14 protein-coding genes, 1 tRNA gene and 1 pseudogene are annotated in these 16,043 nt (G+C 44.3%); 11 read left to right on the top strand and 5 right to left on the bottom strand.

Annotated elements, in window-relative coordinates; all coding sequences use genetic code 11:
- Positions 1–169: 169 nt before the first annotated feature.
- Positions 170–243: transfer RNA gene (locus tag QUA99_RS29610), tRNA-Pro, on the bottom strand.
- A gap of 91 nt (positions 244–334) precedes the next feature.
- Between QUA99_RS29610 and lipA the strand changes: the two are divergent.
- The 5 genes and pseudogenes from lipA to QUA99_RS29585 form a co-directional block, all read left to right on the top strand.
- A pseudogene (lipA, locus tag QUA99_RS29605) lies at positions 335–1,207 on the top strand (lipoyl synthase); the annotation flags it as partial.
- A 152-nt stretch (positions 1,208–1,359) separates the two neighbouring features.
- Complete coding sequence (locus QUA99_RS29600) at positions 1,360–1,521, top strand: hypothetical protein (protein ID WP_333243953.1); 162 nt, start codon at positions 1,360–1,362, stop codon at positions 1,519–1,521.
- A gap of 589 nt (positions 1,522–2,110) precedes the next feature.
- Complete coding sequence (sigC, locus tag QUA99_RS29595; protein ID WP_333243956.1) at positions 2,111–3,376, top strand: RNA polymerase sigma factor SigC; 1,266 nt, start codon at positions 2,111–2,113, stop codon at positions 3,374–3,376.
- Positions 3,377–3,748: 372 nt separating this feature from the next.
- Positions 3,749–4,276, top strand: coding sequence for a transcriptional repressor (locus QUA99_RS29590; protein WP_333243959.1), 528 nt, complete (start codon positions 3,749–3,751; stop codon positions 4,274–4,276).
- 31 nt (positions 4,277–4,307) lie between these two features.
- On the top strand, positions 4,308–4,625 hold the full coding sequence (locus tag QUA99_RS29585; RefSeq protein ID WP_333343625.1) for a hypothetical protein: 318 nt from the start codon (positions 4,308–4,310) through the stop codon (positions 4,623–4,625).
- Here QUA99_RS29585 and QUA99_RS29580 read toward each other — a convergent pair.
- A complete protein-coding gene (locus tag QUA99_RS29580) occupies positions 4,597–6,036 on the bottom strand; it encodes a peptidoglycan-binding protein (protein WP_333243961.1) in 1,440 nt (479 codons plus the stop codon). The two genes, QUA99_RS29585 and QUA99_RS29580, sit on opposite strands and share 29 nt — an antisense overlap.
- A 519-nt stretch (positions 6,037–6,555) precedes the next feature.
- Positions 6,556–6,732 carry a hypothetical protein gene (locus QUA99_RS29575; RefSeq protein WP_333243964.1) on the bottom strand — a complete coding sequence of 59 codons (177 nt, stop codon included), beginning with the start codon at positions 6,730–6,732 and terminating at the stop codon, positions 6,556–6,558.
- A gap of 614 nt (positions 6,733–7,346) precedes the next feature.
- On the opposite strand from QUA99_RS29575, the gene QUA99_RS29570 reads away from it, so the two are divergent.
- From QUA99_RS29570 to QUA99_RS29550, 5 genes are all read left to right on the top strand, one after another.
- Entirely contained in the window at positions 7,347–7,856 is a 510-nt protein-coding gene (locus QUA99_RS29570) for a DUF4231 domain-containing protein (RefSeq protein ID WP_333343626.1), read from the top strand.
- A gap of 399 nt (positions 7,857–8,255) precedes the next feature.
- A complete protein-coding gene (locus tag QUA99_RS29565) occupies positions 8,256–8,420 on the top strand; it encodes a hypothetical protein (RefSeq protein WP_333243968.1) in 165 nt (54 codons plus the stop codon).
- Between the two features lie 3 nt (positions 8,421–8,423).
- Positions 8,424–9,812, top strand: a complete 1,389-nt coding sequence (locus QUA99_RS29560) for an MFS transporter (protein WP_333243970.1) — start codon at positions 8,424–8,426, stop codon at positions 9,810–9,812.
- A 138-nt stretch (positions 9,813–9,950) separates the two neighbouring features.
- Positions 9,951–10,733: a class I SAM-dependent methyltransferase gene (locus QUA99_RS29555; protein WP_333243972.1), complete on the top strand. Its 783-nt coding sequence runs from the start codon at positions 9,951–9,953 to the stop codon at positions 10,731–10,733.
- 201 nt (positions 10,734–10,934) lie between these two features.
- Positions 10,935–11,969, top strand: coding sequence for a class I SAM-dependent methyltransferase (locus tag QUA99_RS29550; RefSeq protein ID WP_333243974.1), 1,035 nt, complete (start codon positions 10,935–10,937; stop codon positions 11,967–11,969).
- 256 nt (positions 11,970–12,225) lie between these two features.
- Here the strand turns inward: QUA99_RS29550 and QUA99_RS29545 are convergent, their stop codons facing one another.
- Together QUA99_RS29545 and QUA99_RS29540 are read right to left on the bottom strand one after the other, a co-directional pair.
- Positions 12,226–13,299 (bottom strand): acyltransferase family protein, encoded by a 1,074-nt coding sequence (locus QUA99_RS29545; RefSeq protein WP_333243977.1) that lies wholly within the window; start codon positions 13,297–13,299, stop codon positions 12,226–12,228.
- Between the two features lie 68 nt (positions 13,300–13,367).
- A complete protein-coding gene (locus tag QUA99_RS29540) occupies positions 13,368–13,571 on the bottom strand; it encodes a hypothetical protein (RefSeq protein ID WP_333243980.1) in 204 nt (67 codons plus the stop codon).
- A gap of 83 nt (positions 13,572–13,654) precedes the next feature.
- Here QUA99_RS29540 and QUA99_RS29535 point away from each other — a divergent pair, with 83 nt between their 5' ends.
- Positions 13,655–15,709 carry an alpha-amylase family glycosyl hydrolase gene (locus QUA99_RS29535; protein WP_333243983.1) on the top strand — a complete coding sequence of 685 codons (2,055 nt, stop codon included), beginning with the start codon at positions 13,655–13,657 and terminating at the stop codon, positions 15,707–15,709.
- Positions 15,710–16,043 lie beyond the last annotated feature (334 nt).

The raw sequence follows: 16,043 nt of genomic DNA, 5'->3' as shown, positions 1-16,043 counted from the left end.
CCCGTCCAGAAAGGACGGGCGGGACGCCCATCCCACAAGAACAATAAATTGTAAGTTATTTAATTCTCATTCCTTAGAAGAGTCGGACTGAGCGAAGGATGAGCCGAAAGTGGAATGCTCTAGAGGGTAATAAATCTGAAACCCGTTACCCGTGAAGAGTCAAAGTCAATCGGGATGACAGGATTTGAACCTGCGACCCCCTCGTCCCGAACGAGGTGCGCTACCAAGCTGCGCTACATCCCGAATTTAGTCACTATTTTTTTAGGATATCACATTCAAGTCAAAATTGAGCAAGCTGGTATATAATTTGTAAAACACTACTCAGGCGGAGACAGGCGTGACAGTTAAGCCCCAGTGGTTGCGAGTTAAAGCCCCCCAGTGGGAGCGCGTCGGCAACGTCAAAGAAATTTTGCGGGATTTAGCCCTCAATACGGTTTGCGAGGAGGCGTCGTGTCCGAACATCGGCGAATGCTTCAACGTAGGTACTGCGACATTTTTGATTATGGGCCCGGCTTGTACCCGCGCCTGTCCTTACTGCGACATCGATTTTGAGAAAAAGCCCCAACCTTTAGATCCGACGGAACCCAAAAGATTGGCGCAAGCGGTGCAGCGGCTCAAACTCAACCACGTCGTGATTACCTCTGTCAACCGGGACGATTTGCCGGATGGGGGCGCGTCTCAGTTTGTCGAGTGCATTCAAGCGGTGCGATCGGCGATGCCGAATACAACTATAGAAGTTTTGATTCCCGACTTGTGCGGCAACTGGCAAGCTTTAGAAATCATTCTCGCAGCCCGCCCAGAGGTACTCAACCACAATACCGAAACGGTAAAGCGACTTTACCGCAAGGTACGGCCGCAAGGAAAGTACGATCGCACCCTGGAACTGTTGCAGCGAAGCCGCTTCCTCGCACCTGGGGTTTACACCAAATCCGGCATCATGGTGGGACTGGGGGAAACAGACGCCGAAATTCGGGAGGCGATGCAGGACTTGCGGGCTGTCGGCTGCGATATTTTAACAGTTGGACAGTACCTGCAACCGACTCAAAAGCACTTGAACGTAGAAAACTTTGTGCCTCCAGAACAGTTTGATGCTTGGAGAAAGTTTGGCGAATCTTTGGGATTCTTGCAAGTTGTCGCTTCTCCCTTAACTCGCAGTTCCTATCACGCCGAACAAGTGAGGGAACTGATGAAACTATACCCGCGCTAGCAATTTTAATTTGAGTTGACTCGCGCCCGTTAGCGAAGCCCTCGAAGAGGATCGCACCATTCTCGCTAAAACCCGCTCAACCCGGTAACAGTGAGGAAAAACCTGCGGTTTCTATACAGGCCCAGTGCAAAAAACCCGGTTTCCGATCTTGGATGAGTTCGCCGGGGAAGCAGCAGCCAACAGCAAAAATATTATCGGTCGATCGCCCCCTCAACGTCGCGACTTACCGAAAAGACATCCAGAAACCGGTTTTCTTCCTCAAACTTCTAGGTTTTAATCCAGAAGTTTTGTCGAGAAACCCGGTTTTTGCGTAAGTGGCTAACTCGGTACTGCGGACTGTACAAACTCTGAATGTCATATCTTGTAAGGCATTGAACTTCTGCGCTCGCTGCGGTATCTTTAATCTAGAGCGCCGATTTATATAACGTTTTATTACAAAAATCGCCACAAACTCTGAATATCATATTTTTTCAGGGATTAAACTTCCGCGCTCACTGCGATATCTTTAATCTAGAGCGCCGAGTTATATAAAGTTTTATTAAAAAAATCGCTAATTTTCAGAAGTGATCGGGAACCAGCTTATTGGTGATGAAGATTAACTTAACTTCTGACGAACGTCACTTGTTTCTAGCGAGTCACTATCTATACTAGCTACATAAACAAAGAAGTACAACACACTTTCCAGGCCATCAACCTGTTACATCAGAAAGTTCTTAGCATTTTCCAGAATCTTGGTAAAACAAGTGGGGCAGCAAAAGTTCGATCGAACAACAGCAGAAAAGTCAGGAAAGTTAGTAAAGAAACACAAAGCGGTGATGCTTCGTCTTAACAAACTGGGCATCATAATTATAAATAACCGCTAAGCGTAGCATCTTTTCACCCGGAGCAACTGAGAAAATCACTATGCCAGCCACCTCTTTTTACGCTGAAGCTGAATTCGACGAACAACTGCGAGTCAATCCCTTGCAAGATGATGTGTTGGATGAAGATGCTGAAGAAGTTGGAGACGAACTGCTCGACCAAGACCCAGCAGAGACAGAGGATGCAGACCCAGCAGCAAAATTGCAAAAAAATGCCAGCCGCCGCACTACAGATTTAGTGCGCCTGTACCTCCAAGAAATAGGTCGGGTTCGTCTGTTAGGTCGAGACGAAGAAGTCTCCGAAGCTCAAAAAGTTCAGCGCTATATCAAATTGCTCGAATTGCGCAAAACCACCGCTTCCCAGGAAGAAGGGCTGATACAGCGCTTCGTGCATTTAATTGAGGTGCGCGATCACTTGGCAGCACAGTTGGGACACAAACCTTCTCTGGAACGCTGGGCATTAACCGCCGGCGTCGGCGACGTGCCAGAACTCAAGCAAATTATGGCCGAAGGCAAGCGCCAGTGGGCAGAGTTAGCAGAGATGACGGTCGAGACCATCGAAAGAATTCAAGCTGAAGGCGTCGAAGCGAAAGACCACATGATTAAGGCGAACCTGCGCCTGGTGGTTTCGGTGGCGAAAAAATATCAAAATCGCGGTTTAGAATTGCTCGATTTAATACAAGAAGGGACTCTCGGACTGGAGCGAGCTGTAGAAAAGTTTGATCCGACGCGGGGCTATCGGTTTAGCACCTATGCTTACTGGTGGATTCGGCAGGGAATTACGCGGGCTATAGCCACTCAAAGCCGCACCATTCGCCTCCCCGTTCACATCACCGAAAAACTTAACAAAATCAAAAAAGCCCAGCGCAAAATTTCTCAAGAAAAAGGTCGGACAGCTACGATCGAAGATATCGCTGTCGAGTTGGACATGACCGCACCCCAAGTCCGAGAAGTTTTGCTGCGAGTCCCCCGCTCTGTTTCTCTGGAAACAAAAGTAGGCAACGAAAAAGATACAGAGTTGGGCGACTTGCTCGAAACCGACAGCATCTCCCCAGAAGAAATGCTGATGCGAGAAGCTCTGCACCGCGACTTGCAGCAACTGCTGGCAGATTTGACCAGCCGCGAGCGAGATGTAATTCTGATGCGCTTTGGTTTGGGCGACGGACACCCCTACTCGCTGGCAGAAATCGGTCGTGCCCTCGACTTGTCCCGCGAGCGCGTCCGTCAAATTGAAGCCAAAGCCTTGCAAAAACTCCGCCAACCCAAGCGCCGCAACCGCGTGCGCGACTATTTGGAGTCTCTGACTTAAATTGGCCCGCGGGCCCGATCGACGATCGCACAGCGAGGCATTCGGCACTTGTGCAGAAGGCAGGAGGCCTTCGGCAGAAGTAACACTACTTACTTCTACATAACTTCTCTGTCCTCTGCCACAAGGCATAAAACTGCTTAAAAGTCAGTCAATTTTAGATTTTAGATTTACTCCACAGATGAATCTGGGAGCTTGAATTTTTGTCTGCTCGCCACTCCTGTCGGAAAGCAAGTATGCGTTTTTGGGCGGGGTCAAAAAATATCAAAAACCAAATTTTTTCTTCAAGCTTTTTTCAATAAGCTCCGATATTTGCAAAATATCTCGATCTTTGTGTATGATTGTCAATAGGCAGACTTTCTTGAGAGGGTCACTATGGCACTTTACACCGCGTCCTCATTCAAATCCGAACTCAATGACAAAGGCTGGCGGATGACTCCCCAACGGGAAACCATCTTGCACGTTTTTCAGAACCTCCCCAAAGGCAATCACCTGAGTGCCGAGGATTTGTACACTTTGTTAAAAAATCGCGGAGAAAACATTAGCTTGTCCACCATTTACCGAACTTTAAAGTTAATGGCAAGGATGAGCCTGCTCCGCGAACTCGAACTAGCAGAAGGTCACAAACACTATGAAATAAACCAGCCTTACCCGCATCACCACCACCACCTAGTCTGCGTTCAGTGCAACAGAACGATCGAATTTAACAACGATTCGATTTTAAAAATTGGCATGAAGCAAGCTGAAAAGTCTGGTTTGCACCTGCTAGACTGCCAGCTAACCATTCACACGGTGTGCCACGAAGCTTTGCGGATGGGATGGCCGTCTTTGGTTTCCAGCAATTGGTCTTGTCCGAGGTCGATCGCCGGGCACGGAAGCAGCGTCCAGGATTCAATCGAGTGAAAATACACTATTTTCGCATTTTAAGTACAGGTTGTTACCATTTTTAACAAAGATCTTAGGCGCAAGTGCGATTCGCCGTTACGCCGAAACCGGGTTTCTTCAGGAAAATACATCATTCCAAGAATCAGTCGGAAACCAGAAACCCGATTTCTTTGATGCAGCAGCGTCCGCAAGTCCGCTGCTAAAAAGTTTCGTTCAACAAATCGTCGCTGCTGACCCCGTAACTGCGCCCTCGATCGATCGAGGGCGTCTCTGGTCTAAGCATCAAAAACTCAGCCGATGGGGTCTGTGTAAAAGCCCAAGTCTTGCAGCCGCCTTTGTCATTGCTGAATGCTCGATCGAGAGTTGAACCTGCTGCTAATTGGAACAGCAGGAACCGCTACCGGGCGAGGTAATCCGTTTTGGAGCGCAGCCAAAGTCGCCGGAGTGGCAATACCCGTCGCCGGTGACAAATTGCGTTCCTGCTGAAACGACAGCACCGCAAACTCGGTCTCGGCTCCAAATACTCCGTTTACCGGGCCGGGGTTTTTGCCCAGACTTCTGAGCGCGGACTGAAGCTGTCGGACAGCAGACCCAGTATCGCCCCGTCGCAGACCTGCAGCGATTTGCGGCACAGGCGCTGCGGCCTGCCTGTTGCCTTGCCGCAAAGCCGAGCGAGTGCTGCGATCGACCCTTCCAGTCCCGAACAGCCCGCTATCCCTTTGAAAGCGGATCAAAGCTGCCTGAGTTGGTCGATCGAACCAACCGTGAATCTGGCTCCTGTAATAACCCAATTCTTGCAGCCGCCGCTGCACAAATTCTACTTGTCGGCCTCTGTCGCCCAACTCCAGAAAATCTTCGGCATTACTCTGTGGGTCATCTTCCTCAGCCCATGAGGTAATTTCAGCTTGCCTCATCTGGAAATCGATAGCAGTCAAAGTAGCCGTGTCAGCGCAGCCGTCAGAAACCAAATTGTAATCTTGCTGAAAACGAGTCACAGCGTAGAGAGTGCGTTCGCGAAACTTGCCGTCAATGTTGCCTTCAAAATAGCCCAAAGCTTTTAACTGCCGCTGGATCAAGTCTACAGTCGCCCCTCTGTCCCCGAACCGCAGCCCCTTGCAACCGCCATTTCCCGAAATATCCCCCGGAAGGGTAACGGGGGGAACCGGCCGGGTGGAACCAAACAGCAAAGCTAAAGTTTGCCTGTCGGCAACTCCAGTCACCCGCAGTCGATTAATTCGCTGGAAGTATCTAACAGCATTTTGAGTAAGTTCGCGAAAACTCCCTGTGGGATGCGCGCTAAAATAGCCTAGCTGCTTCAACCTGCGCTGGAGAGCCGAAACATCTGCACCCGCGTCTCCAAAACCCAGTTCCCGATAATTGGTATAAATAGTTTTAAAAGGTCGATCGTCATCCCCGGCAAAACTGTTGAGTGCGATCACAGTAGCTCGATCGGGCCTGCCAGTCAGCGACAGTTGATAGTCTCGCTGAAAGTTAGTCAGAGCTTGTCTAGTAACCGGTCCGAGTTGACCGGTGGAATATCTGGGAAAATAGCCGAGATCCCGCAACCTGTCTTGAACCGCTCGCACATCGGGATAAGCCGGATCTATTTGAGCAAAAGCCGCACCTGCTGCACTCACAACCGACAGCATCAAAGCCAGAGACAGCAAACGGAGATAAGTCTGACTGGATAGGTTTTGCCACTTGGGATCATCAAAAATTTTCGACTCGGCGGGTGCTTCGCAAACAAGAGCCAGTTCTAGGTAGGCAAGGGATTCCATAACTTTTTACTGTGAAATTGTGGGTGGGGTGTAAGAGCAAACTCAAGCTGAGCTGTGGGTTGCTAAGGATTTATTAAGGCTAAGTTTTACCTGTTTGCACGAAGCACCCGTTTTTGAAAAAATTTACCTTCAACAATAATTACAGGTAACAACCAAGATAGCATCGCGGTTTACAGAGACGCGAGTCTTAGGAAAAAAGTTTGCAGGCATAGTCTTAGCCTTTGAGGTCAAAAGACGAGAAGTTCTGGGGTAGTGCTGGCTAATATTTTATCTGGCTGCCGCTGAAATTACCACAAGACTGGCGCCCAGGCTGTCATTACCTTAATTTGCTGTCTGGGAAAGAGCCTGAAAGCGCAGGTTTTTTGTTAATAAACGCGGTTTCTTCATGTTGCGAGTGCGTCTGGGAAAGTACCGCCGATCGACCGAAAAACGAGCCAATAAAAACCCCCACCCTTGCTAGTTGCAAATAGGACGGGGATTTTTTGATAAGTTGACTTTGTATTAAAAAATCGACATCGCTTAAATTAAGCCGAACCGATCGCAAATTAAAGCTACTCCCGCTGCAAAAACCGTAATTCCTAATGCCAAAAGTGGATTTTGCCCTCGGCTGACTGCAAAAGAGGTGACAACCCCAGCTCCCAAAGCCGCAGTCACAGCAGCAGTCGCCAAATCTCGATCGGGACGTTTATCGTACATATTTTTTGATCCTAGATAACTTTGAATCTCAAAAACTCACATCTTGTCATCAAAGCTACCACTCTCGCTCTTGGTGGGGTGACAATCCCCTCAGTTTTGCAACTAAACTTAAAATTTAGCTAAGTTTCTTAATACAGGACTTACGCAAAGACACTAGATAACGCTGATACTGTTCTGTCTTCCTCGTTTACCCTGGCTGTTTCGATAGGAATGGAGTACCAACCCCAATATGCTAAACTTGTATCCGATCGCCAAATTGGCTACAAAGTAATGACTACTTCTGCAGCGAAAAACCAGAACGAGATTTCCAACGTTGAAAATTTATCCGACTCATCAAGTTCACAAATGTTATCTTTCCTGAAAATTAGTGAGTATTTATCCTTAGCTGCTTTTGTTGGTGTATGCCTCCTTACCAGAGTTTTTCCAGACAATCAACTTATCTTTATTTTGGGAGCTGTTTTTCTCTCTAGTTTTATTTTTCTATTCCTGACCAATAGACAATTAGCTAACAACTCTCGGAATAGTGCTAATCAGTTAGAGATCCGAAAAAAAGCTGAACTATATAATTATCTCTTAAACCCGAATAATGTTTCGGATAACAATCCGATCGCCCGGTGAGAGAAAAGGCTTTACGATATTGCCAGGAGTTGATTGACGATTATAAAAAAATTCTAGAGACTTCGAGAAATATTTACTATACTTTCCAATTGGCAACCGTTGTTTTATCGGGAGTCACACCAATTTTAGTATTGGTAGACAAATTGGAACCAGGTCAATCGTTGCTCAAGTGGCTGCCCGTAATTTGTCCCGCTGTCGCCTCGATAGTCGCCAGTATACTTACCTCCTTTCCTTTTCAGAAGAATTGGATTTCTGCTAACACGAGTGTGGAATTGTTAGAAGCGGAACAGGAGAAATTTGTATTAGGAGTGACTCCAGCTTATCGTTGCTATGATGTAGCCGACGAAGCCCAAAATCAACAAATGACAAAAATGGCAATAGAAAACTTTATCAATCAGGTGAATGAGATTCATCTCAAGCCAATCCAAAAACCTGATGATACAGCGTCAAAGGAGCAGAATACAGAGTCAGCTCAATCTACCGAGTCACAGCAGCAGCAGAGTTAACGAAGCTGACAATAAGCTGTTACGCAGCTAGATGGTATGACTCTCCCGTAATTGTGGTGGTAACGCAAGCTTATAATCTGTCTGCATCAAGGTTTTGGGCCTTCACACTCCAGAAAAATTGGATCAGCAGCTACTTTTTACGCCAAACATTCGGGAGAGCCGATCGTATAATAGAAAGATAAGACAAGTAATTGCTGCACAATCCGTTCTACCAAAGATGCAGAGGCTATCACTTAGCGCGTCGCTCTTTGGTTTATGTTCAACTCACAGAGTTAGTAGCATTTTGGCAGGAACGTTTGGTAAAGGAGGGTGTACCAAAAGGTGCGGTCATAACTCTGGAAGCAGATTTTTCACCAATGGAACAGAGTGAGGCCTGAGAGTATCCTCGGGAGCATCTCAATGAAAGCAGCCAAGCTAGAAATTGGAGTTTTGAGGCCCGAGGCTGCGGGGCAGGAGGCAGGAGGAAAGAGGAAGAAGAAAGGAGCAAGAAGAAGTGTTTTTACAAATATGAGATGCTCCCGTATCCTCAGTAACTTAAACAAGCTTTTCCACTTATTAAACTAAATCATGCAATATGTAAAACAACTGATTGAACTAATTCAAGAATTCCGTAATTTTGCCCTCTTCTGGCTTGGGCAGTCTGTGTCTGAAATCGGAAATCGCCTGACAGGATTTGGCTTAAGTATCTGGGTTTATCAGAACAGTCATAGCATTACACAAGTAAGCTTAGTTATATTTTTTACAACATTACCAGGTGTAGTAATCACTCCCTTTGTTGGCGCATTGGTAGACAGGTGGAATCGAAAATGGATAATTGGTTTGAGTGACCTAGCTGCGGCTGTTGTCACACTAGGACTCGCCTTACTGCTACTAACTAATAATCTACAACTCTGGCATACCTATGTGACTGCATTTTTGACATCAGTCTGCGGTTCTTTTCAATTAACTGCTAAGGCTGCTGCTTTACCCATGATGGTTCCTAGGGAGCAGATTGGGAGAGCCAATGGCTTAATTCAGTTTAGCACAGCGGTAGGACAGCTTGCAGCACCAGTCATTGCTGGTGTACTCATCGCCTATTTACAACTTCAAGGCTTGCTGCTGATTGATTTTTCTACCTATGTCTTTGGATTGTTGACGCTACTATTTATTCAGATTCCTCAGCCTGAAACTAACACCACATCAGATGAGGGAAGTAATATCATCAACGATCTGATTTACGGCTGGGAAAATATTTCATCTCGTTCTTTTTTGCTGATACTGCTGGCATTCATGACAATTTATTTTTTTGTTAATGGAATGACTACAGTCTTGATTAATCCGCTGATATTATCCTTTTCTTCTGCTACCACATTTGGGAGTGTAATGTCAATTGCTGGGTGTGGAATGATTGCTGGCAGCACCGTTATGAGTATTTGGGGAGGAGGAACAAAATCTGTCTCTCCTCTGTTTTTGTTTTCGGCATTAAATGGAATAGGTTTGCTAATTGCTGGCATAAAACCCTTGATCCCTACCATAGCCTTTGGTATTTGTCTGTCGTTTTTTACCTTGCCTATTGTTCTAAGCACTAACGGTGCCATTTGGCAAAATAGCGTTCACCCAAAGGTTCTTGGACGTGTTCTCTCATTATTCAACACAGTGACAGGCTTGGGCTTTGCTTTCGGTAATCTCAGTGCCAGCCCATTAGTCGATCGCATTTTGGAACCTATGCTATCTGCTGATGGGCCACTGGCTAATACTGTTGGCAAATTAGTTGAAACTGGCGAAGGGCGTGGCATTGGTTTTTTGATGATTATACAAGGGCTGCTCGTTTTAATTACATCAATCAGTTTGTATAATTACTTTGTTTGGATAGAAAAAACTGAGGAATTGATAATTATTGATAGCTCATTGGTAGAGAATGAGACAATCGATAAGTTGGGTAGTCAACAACCCACAACCGACCCGGAAGCGGGGTAGAGTGGGGACTTGAAAAATAGCTCTACTTGACCCGACGACCTAGAAATAGGTAGCCGTTAAGAGTAAAAGTTAAACTTTTCAGGTAAAATAACTACTGTATTCACAAAATTTAAACATAATTACAGGCAGGAGAATCGAATGACGACTGGAAATAGTACGACACCTGATGAACAGATGAAGCAGTATTTGATAAATATGGTAGAGCAAGACTTTACTAGCGTAGCGCCTGCGGCAGAATTACCAACACAATCTAATATTTTAGCCAAAGCCCCACAAATTGTACATCAAGTGGAATCAACTACGAAGTGGACAATCCCTGAAGAGCTATTTGTGGTTGAGCAATCGCTCTCACTAATGCCACTGGCTCAGCGACTTTTTCTCTGGTCTTTTGTCTACGGTCTCGGACCCAAACGCTATTTGGAAATAGGAACTGATGCTGGTGGCTCAGCCATGATCGTGTTGGGGGCGATTCGCGCCTTGGGATTGGACGATTTTCGTGGGGTTTGCATCGATCCTCACTTTAAGCTGGATCGAGCAATGCGCGAGTACTTGGGTGAAAAATTTACCTACATTGAGAGTAAGAATTCGCCGGAGGCAATGATTGAAGCGGCGCGGCTGTCAGGGCTTTTCGACTTAATTCTGGTTGATGGAGACCATACCTACGATCGTGCCCTGATGGATATTATGCTCACAATACCTTATATTGGGCGCGGTGGGTACATTTTGATCGACGATGCCGCCAACCCCCAAGTTCGTGATGCCATCAGCTATGCAATCGAGAATTGCCGATTGATCGACTGTGGTTTTATGTGTCGTCACACAATATTATGCGACACATTCATTCCTCCTGTGGCATCTGGTACATGGCAAGGAGAAAAGTTTCGTAATGCAGGGCTATATGTACTGCGGAAGCCTTTGTGATTCAATGTGGGATTAAAGACTTCCTGTTTAACCTCAGCTAGTGTACGATCCAAAATTGCTAGAGATGTAAAAAATTCATCGCCCCAGTAAAACTAAAGAGAGAGCGATCGCAGAAGTTGTTTTGGAGCCAATGTCATCCTAGGATGAACTCTTGGCAGATAGTATCGGGCGATTTTTTAAGACGGAACATAAAGGAATTTGATGGAAAAAATTACTGCCACAACTTACGACACTGTAGACCCCTACCACCGGGTAATCGATCTGGCTCATGAAGCTTGGAAAGCCAGAGATCGGGAAGTCTGGGAGAACAACTTAGAAGATTCGATCGCGTCTGACGCTGTTATTCTAGATGCTGGATGTGGATTGGGCAGATTACTCCCTCGTCTGTGGGCAGCAAAAAAAATTGTTTTGGTCGAACCCGATCGCAGGAGATTCTCTCACGCTTCACTGGTTGCGAACTGCCTGCTCGACAAAGACCAACAATTGTTTGAAAAGTTAAAGGATGATGACTTTTGGCAAACCGATGAATACCATCGATTGCTCGAACAAATCCATTTATCACCGCCAAAGAGTGAGAAAGTCCAGGTTCTCAACGATGTGATGGAAAGCCAAGCCATTAAACAATATGGGCCTTTCGATCTGATAGTTTGTTCTCATGTTTTTGAACATATTTCTTTAGACACTATCCAGGAAAGTGTTGCTGCCTTTTACAACTTTCTGAAACCCAATGGCTCGTTGGTCGTCTTTGCTAGTAAGTCGCCCATACTCTATCACCTCCAATCAAAGAAAGAGTTCGATCGTGCTCGTAAGCTGATTACACGGGAAGAATTTTTTGAGATTTGTAAAAAAGGACATTCTGCAGGTCTGGGGATTCGGTACATGCCCTTTGATTTGTTCCAAACCATTCTTGCCACACCGTTTCATCCTACTTTACAACAGACATTTGGGGATGAGTTCAAACCGCAATCTGAGTATTATCAAATTCCCTCTACACCCCTATTTAAGGTAGAGAAATGGGAAGCGTATCACTCTGAGTTTTATACTCATAAAACCATGAAAGTCGGCACATACATCGAATACCCGCAAATTCAGGCACGCCTATATCTACCAGTCAAACCAATTGAGAGTGTTGCTGAGATATTGGAGCTTGAAAACCAAGTCAATCAAAATGAAACGTTAAAGAAATTGCATTTAATTGATATGGTGATAGTTGCCAAAAAAATCGATTGTTATTAGTTCCCTGATATCTACTTTAGCTCGACTTTATCCAAATCAAAGAACGTAACCCGTGTTAGTTGCCAAAAGTTCTAGCCAGTCGCGCAAACCTTTTTCCATTGTCAGTAATTTACGGTGACATCGAAAAAGTCAAAGGTACTGAAAACTAAGGGTTTTGGTCTATGGGTTCGCAATTGTGGAAAATGGATAAATTCGAGGCTAGCCATTGAGCAATAACGACTAGATATGTTGATTCTTTCGAGGAACCCGTGGCGCGTCATATAAGATCTTTAAGTATTTTGAAACCCTTCAAAAATTTAGTCAACATAGTGCTCAATAAAAGTATAATAGAGAATTGTAAAACATTAGCATAAGCTAGAGATGGAAAAAATCTTAAAAGCAATATTCCCAACAAGGTATGTACGCAATATATCCCCAATGATAAATCAGAAAATAATTTGAGTATAAAATGCGGCTCAGATGTAATTTTTAAGAATATTAAGGCAATCAACCAAGCACCAAAAATTAAAGATAGTCTAGAGTAAACTGGTAGAGCATCCTCAGAATCAATTGGTAAAGAATCTTCTCTCAAGCCACCCCATAGTAACGGGTAGTCTAAATAGTACCATTCACAAACAGCAAAAACAACAAATATTATTAATAACAGCAATTGTTTTTTATTTATATAGGAATTATTATTTAGTTGATTTTGAGATATCTCATTTTTTATTAAAAATGAGGAAAAAATATAAGGTGTAAAGTTTAGAGGATTGAAGTGTTGCGCTAGCAGAGCAAATTTATTACCAAAAAACATCACACTTAAAGGCAAAAGAAAAACAATTATACAAGAAAATATTAAAGCCGAATAACATATTAGTGCATTGTTTATTTTAGTTTTATCAAGATAATAAGCAAATAATTCAGCTAAAGTAGTTAAAAATAGTAAAGAAAAGAAAAAATAAAATGGGTTAGAATATCCGTCTGTCATAATAAAAACTATAAGCTTTCTAATATCAATTAAATTAATTAACTGATTGACAGAAATTTCATTGATCGCTAAAAGATATATTTGACTAATTACCCCCCAAAAAATATAAAGCTTTATAATTCTTATAATTTTTTTGAAAAAGTAATTTTTCTGGGTTTGCCTGCTTAAAAAGAACAAGATCAAAGAAATTTGAAAAAATATGGGAACTGCCAAACAAAATATGTTATACAGAATAATGTTACTTAAGCTCTTATAGCTTAACAAGAAGCTGAATATGTTTGTATGTAGACCAACAACGATTATACAGCAAATAGCTCTAAGATAATCAAAACCGTAAATTTTTTCCAAATTATATTTATCCATATCTAATCCAAGTTGATAGTTACAAAATGCCCGCTCTAATGGGTCATGTTACTAGGTGACATGACTAATTAGTGAATCGGAGCAATTAGGTTCAGGCGCCTACCGCAAAAGATCGCGGCTTGCACACAGATAGCATAATATAATTTGAGGTTATCTATAACTACGATCGCCCCCGACGACAATTGTGGCGCTAGCATCTGCGTAACATAGGTAACGAACACGGGAGTCTCGACATTATCGGCGATCGTGACGATCGCAATCAATCTTTCCAACGGATCTTACTCAGCAGCAAAACATTTTTTCCTTGTGGCACTTAAAACGGTATCATATTTGAAATTATTTTTCAACCCACCGTATGCGCTACTTTGAAGAATACTGTGAAGTACATCTTGAACCAGGTACTGCACCATTAACCTGGGTGTTTAGGAGTGACGAGAAAATCCGCATCAAATTTGGTGTCGCCTTATCTAATCATCCACATTGTGGACAAATAGCTTATGAGTTAAATGATGGACAAGGATATTGCGATTCAGGTCGAATTACGACACCTACTGAAGGCTTTGTAGAAAATGGCTTCAAAATTTTTTCGGTCAACCTACCACCTATAAGTAGCGGGGGAGGATATCGATACAAGCTGGGTTATGTTGATATGTTTGGTTCGGAGCATACAAGTGTGCGATCGCGTTTTGTTATTGTATGTGATGAAGCACCTCGGTCAATGGCTGAGATCCAATCAGGGTTTCTGGGATTTGCGAACAATCAGCCTGTGTATGGACCAACACCACAAATTGAAATGACAGCCAGCCCGCAAGATTGGAATACACGTCTGTTTTACACCATAATCATCGATAGATTTGCTCGGAGTTCGGCATTCAATGGCACTGGTCTAGGTGCAGTCAATTACGATCCCTGTTGTCCATATGCCAGTCATGGTGGAACAATTCGTGGCGCGATCGAGCAAATAGAATACTTGCAGTCATTGGGAATAAGAGCAATTATTCTCAGCCCTGTGTATGTCAACGCTGCTGACGGCTACCACGGCTATCATCCCATCCACCTGTTGATGGTCGATCCGCGTCTGGGTACACTCATGTGTCTGCGCGAGCTTGTTGCTAAAGCTCATGAAGCTGACATCGCTGTGATTTTAGATGTCGTTAACAATCACATCGCGGATAGTATTCAGTGGGAGCAGTATGGGGGTCCGACCGGAGGGGAGTTCAAATACTTGCAAAGCGATGACACCGCTGTAATGCCCTTTCCAATAGAAGTACAGAACACTTCACTTTTCCACGGTCCTGAATACACCGATATGGTGAATCAAAGACTATTTGGCTTCTTGGAAGATTGGCGAACAGAGACAAGCTACGTTCAAACTCTGCTGATTGACCACCTCAAGTATTGGATTGCGGAAACGGACATTGATGGCTTTCGATACGATTCGGCACGTCACATTGGTCTGGACTTCTGGAAGCCTTGCGTTGAAGAGATATCAAGGTACACTACCTACCTGGGCAAAAAGCAGTTTCTTCAGATAGCCGAACACGCTGGAAGCACCCACGAAGAATTAACAGCATACAATGGTGCGAAATTTTCTAATCTGATAGACTACCCAACCTATTATAACATCAAGCACTCTCTTACTGATGGAAATTGGTTAGGGGGTCTAGCAGATTATTTTTGTGGTTTTCTTGCTCCATCACAGGCATATTATGCTGGTTGGAAAAACAATATTATGTTCTTGGATAACCAAGACACAACTAGAATATTTCATGAGTTTTCGAGTCGTCTACCACACCAAGACGATGCTCGAGTCCGTCTCCACTTTGCTCTAGCTTGCTTGATTCTAGGACCTCAAATACCTTCTATCTATCAAGGAACGGAGCAGGAGTTTTGTGGGGCACTGGGGAAGTATCAACGAGAGGATACAGGAGAGTGGATTGGCCATGATTGCTACGTGCGGGAAGATATGTTTAATAACCCTGCATGTGTTGGGGAGTTTGGTCCGATTAACCGAAAATCTTTGGCTCCCTACAGCCAAACCCACCCAACCTTTGTACTGATTCGAGAGTTGGCCGAAATTAGATTTCAAAACAGACTCATTCAGAATGGAGTCCGCACTTTATTATGCTCTAGGAATAATGGTCTTTGGTGTGTACTCATTCACGATCCTGCTTTTGCTCTGCCGCTCTTTGTGGCTATGAACCTAGGAGCCAAACCAGTATTTGAGAAAGCTTTAAAGATCGAGAATTGCTATGGTGAGTTCTGCGGAGTCGATCTGCTGATTGCCACGTCTGGTGGAGAATTTCATGTGGTCGAAGGTGGCATACAAATTCGACTTCCTGCATTCACTTTTGTTTTAGGGCAACTCTGTCGGGATGAAACAGGACTTACGCAAGCACGCTATATATAGTGCAGAACCCGCAGTTGTTTTGTCATCTTTGTGCGACGATAGCGGGGAAGGTAAGGGGACTTAAAGCGGAATATATGGAATTACATTCGAGGCTTTTATCAACAGAAAACTCGTACCAAAACTCTGGAAAGGTGCTTGTGTATGATGGAAAACTATAGTATTCACAAGAGAAAAGAAATAAAAAAAGCCATTAACAAGGCGGGGGCAAAGTTAATATGTACTGTGCCTGCGTAAGTCCTGTAATATATAAAGAATGGGGCGTTGCTGAACTAGGGTATGATGAAGTGGTCGTCGGAGCGTCACAAATCACACACATTTAAAAGGAATATTATGC

The organism is Microcoleus sp. F10-B2 (genome assembly GCF_036704965.1).
Classification (GTDB): Bacteria; Cyanobacteriota; Cyanobacteriia; order Cyanobacteriales; family Microcoleaceae; genus Microcoleus.
The sequence above is the reverse complement of the archived record's forward strand: the minus strand, read 5'-3'. Positions and strand labels throughout refer to the sequence as shown.

Coding starts and splice junctions, on each gene's coding strand:
- QUA99_RS29545 (WP_333243977.1), bottom strand. CDS start 13,299: ATGGATAAATATAATTTGGAAAAAATTTACGGTTTTGATTATCTTAGA.
- QUA99_RS29560 (WP_333243970.1), top strand. CDS start 8,424: ATGCAATATGTAAAACAACTGATTGAACTAATTCAAGAATTCCGTAAT.
- QUA99_RS29580 (WP_333243961.1), bottom strand. CDS start 6,036: ATGGAATCCCTTGCCTACCTAGAACTGGCTCTTGTTTGCGAAGCACCC.
- QUA99_RS29555 (WP_333243972.1), top strand. CDS start 9,951: ATGACGACTGGAAATAGTACGACACCTGATGAACAGATGAAGCAGTAT.
- QUA99_RS29550 (WP_333243974.1), top strand. CDS start 10,935: ATGGAAAAAATTACTGCCACAACTTACGACACTGTAGACCCCTACCAC.
- QUA99_RS29565 (WP_333243968.1), top strand. CDS start 8,256: ATGAAAGCAGCCAAGCTAGAAATTGGAGTTTTGAGGCCCGAGGCTGCG.
- QUA99_RS29600 (WP_333243953.1), top strand. CDS start 1,360: ATGAGTTCGCCGGGGAAGCAGCAGCCAACAGCAAAAATATTATCGGTC.
- QUA99_RS29535 (WP_333243983.1), top strand. CDS start 13,655: ATGCGCTACTTTGAAGAATACTGTGAAGTACATCTTGAACCAGGTACT.
- QUA99_RS29590 (WP_333243959.1), top strand. CDS start 3,749: ATGGCACTTTACACCGCGTCCTCATTCAAATCCGAACTCAATGACAAA.
- sigC (WP_333243956.1), top strand. CDS start 2,111: ATGCCAGCCACCTCTTTTTACGCTGAAGCTGAATTCGACGAACAACTG.
- QUA99_RS29575 (WP_333243964.1), bottom strand. CDS start 6,732: ATGTACGATAAACGTCCCGATCGAGATTTGGCGACTGCTGCTGTGACT.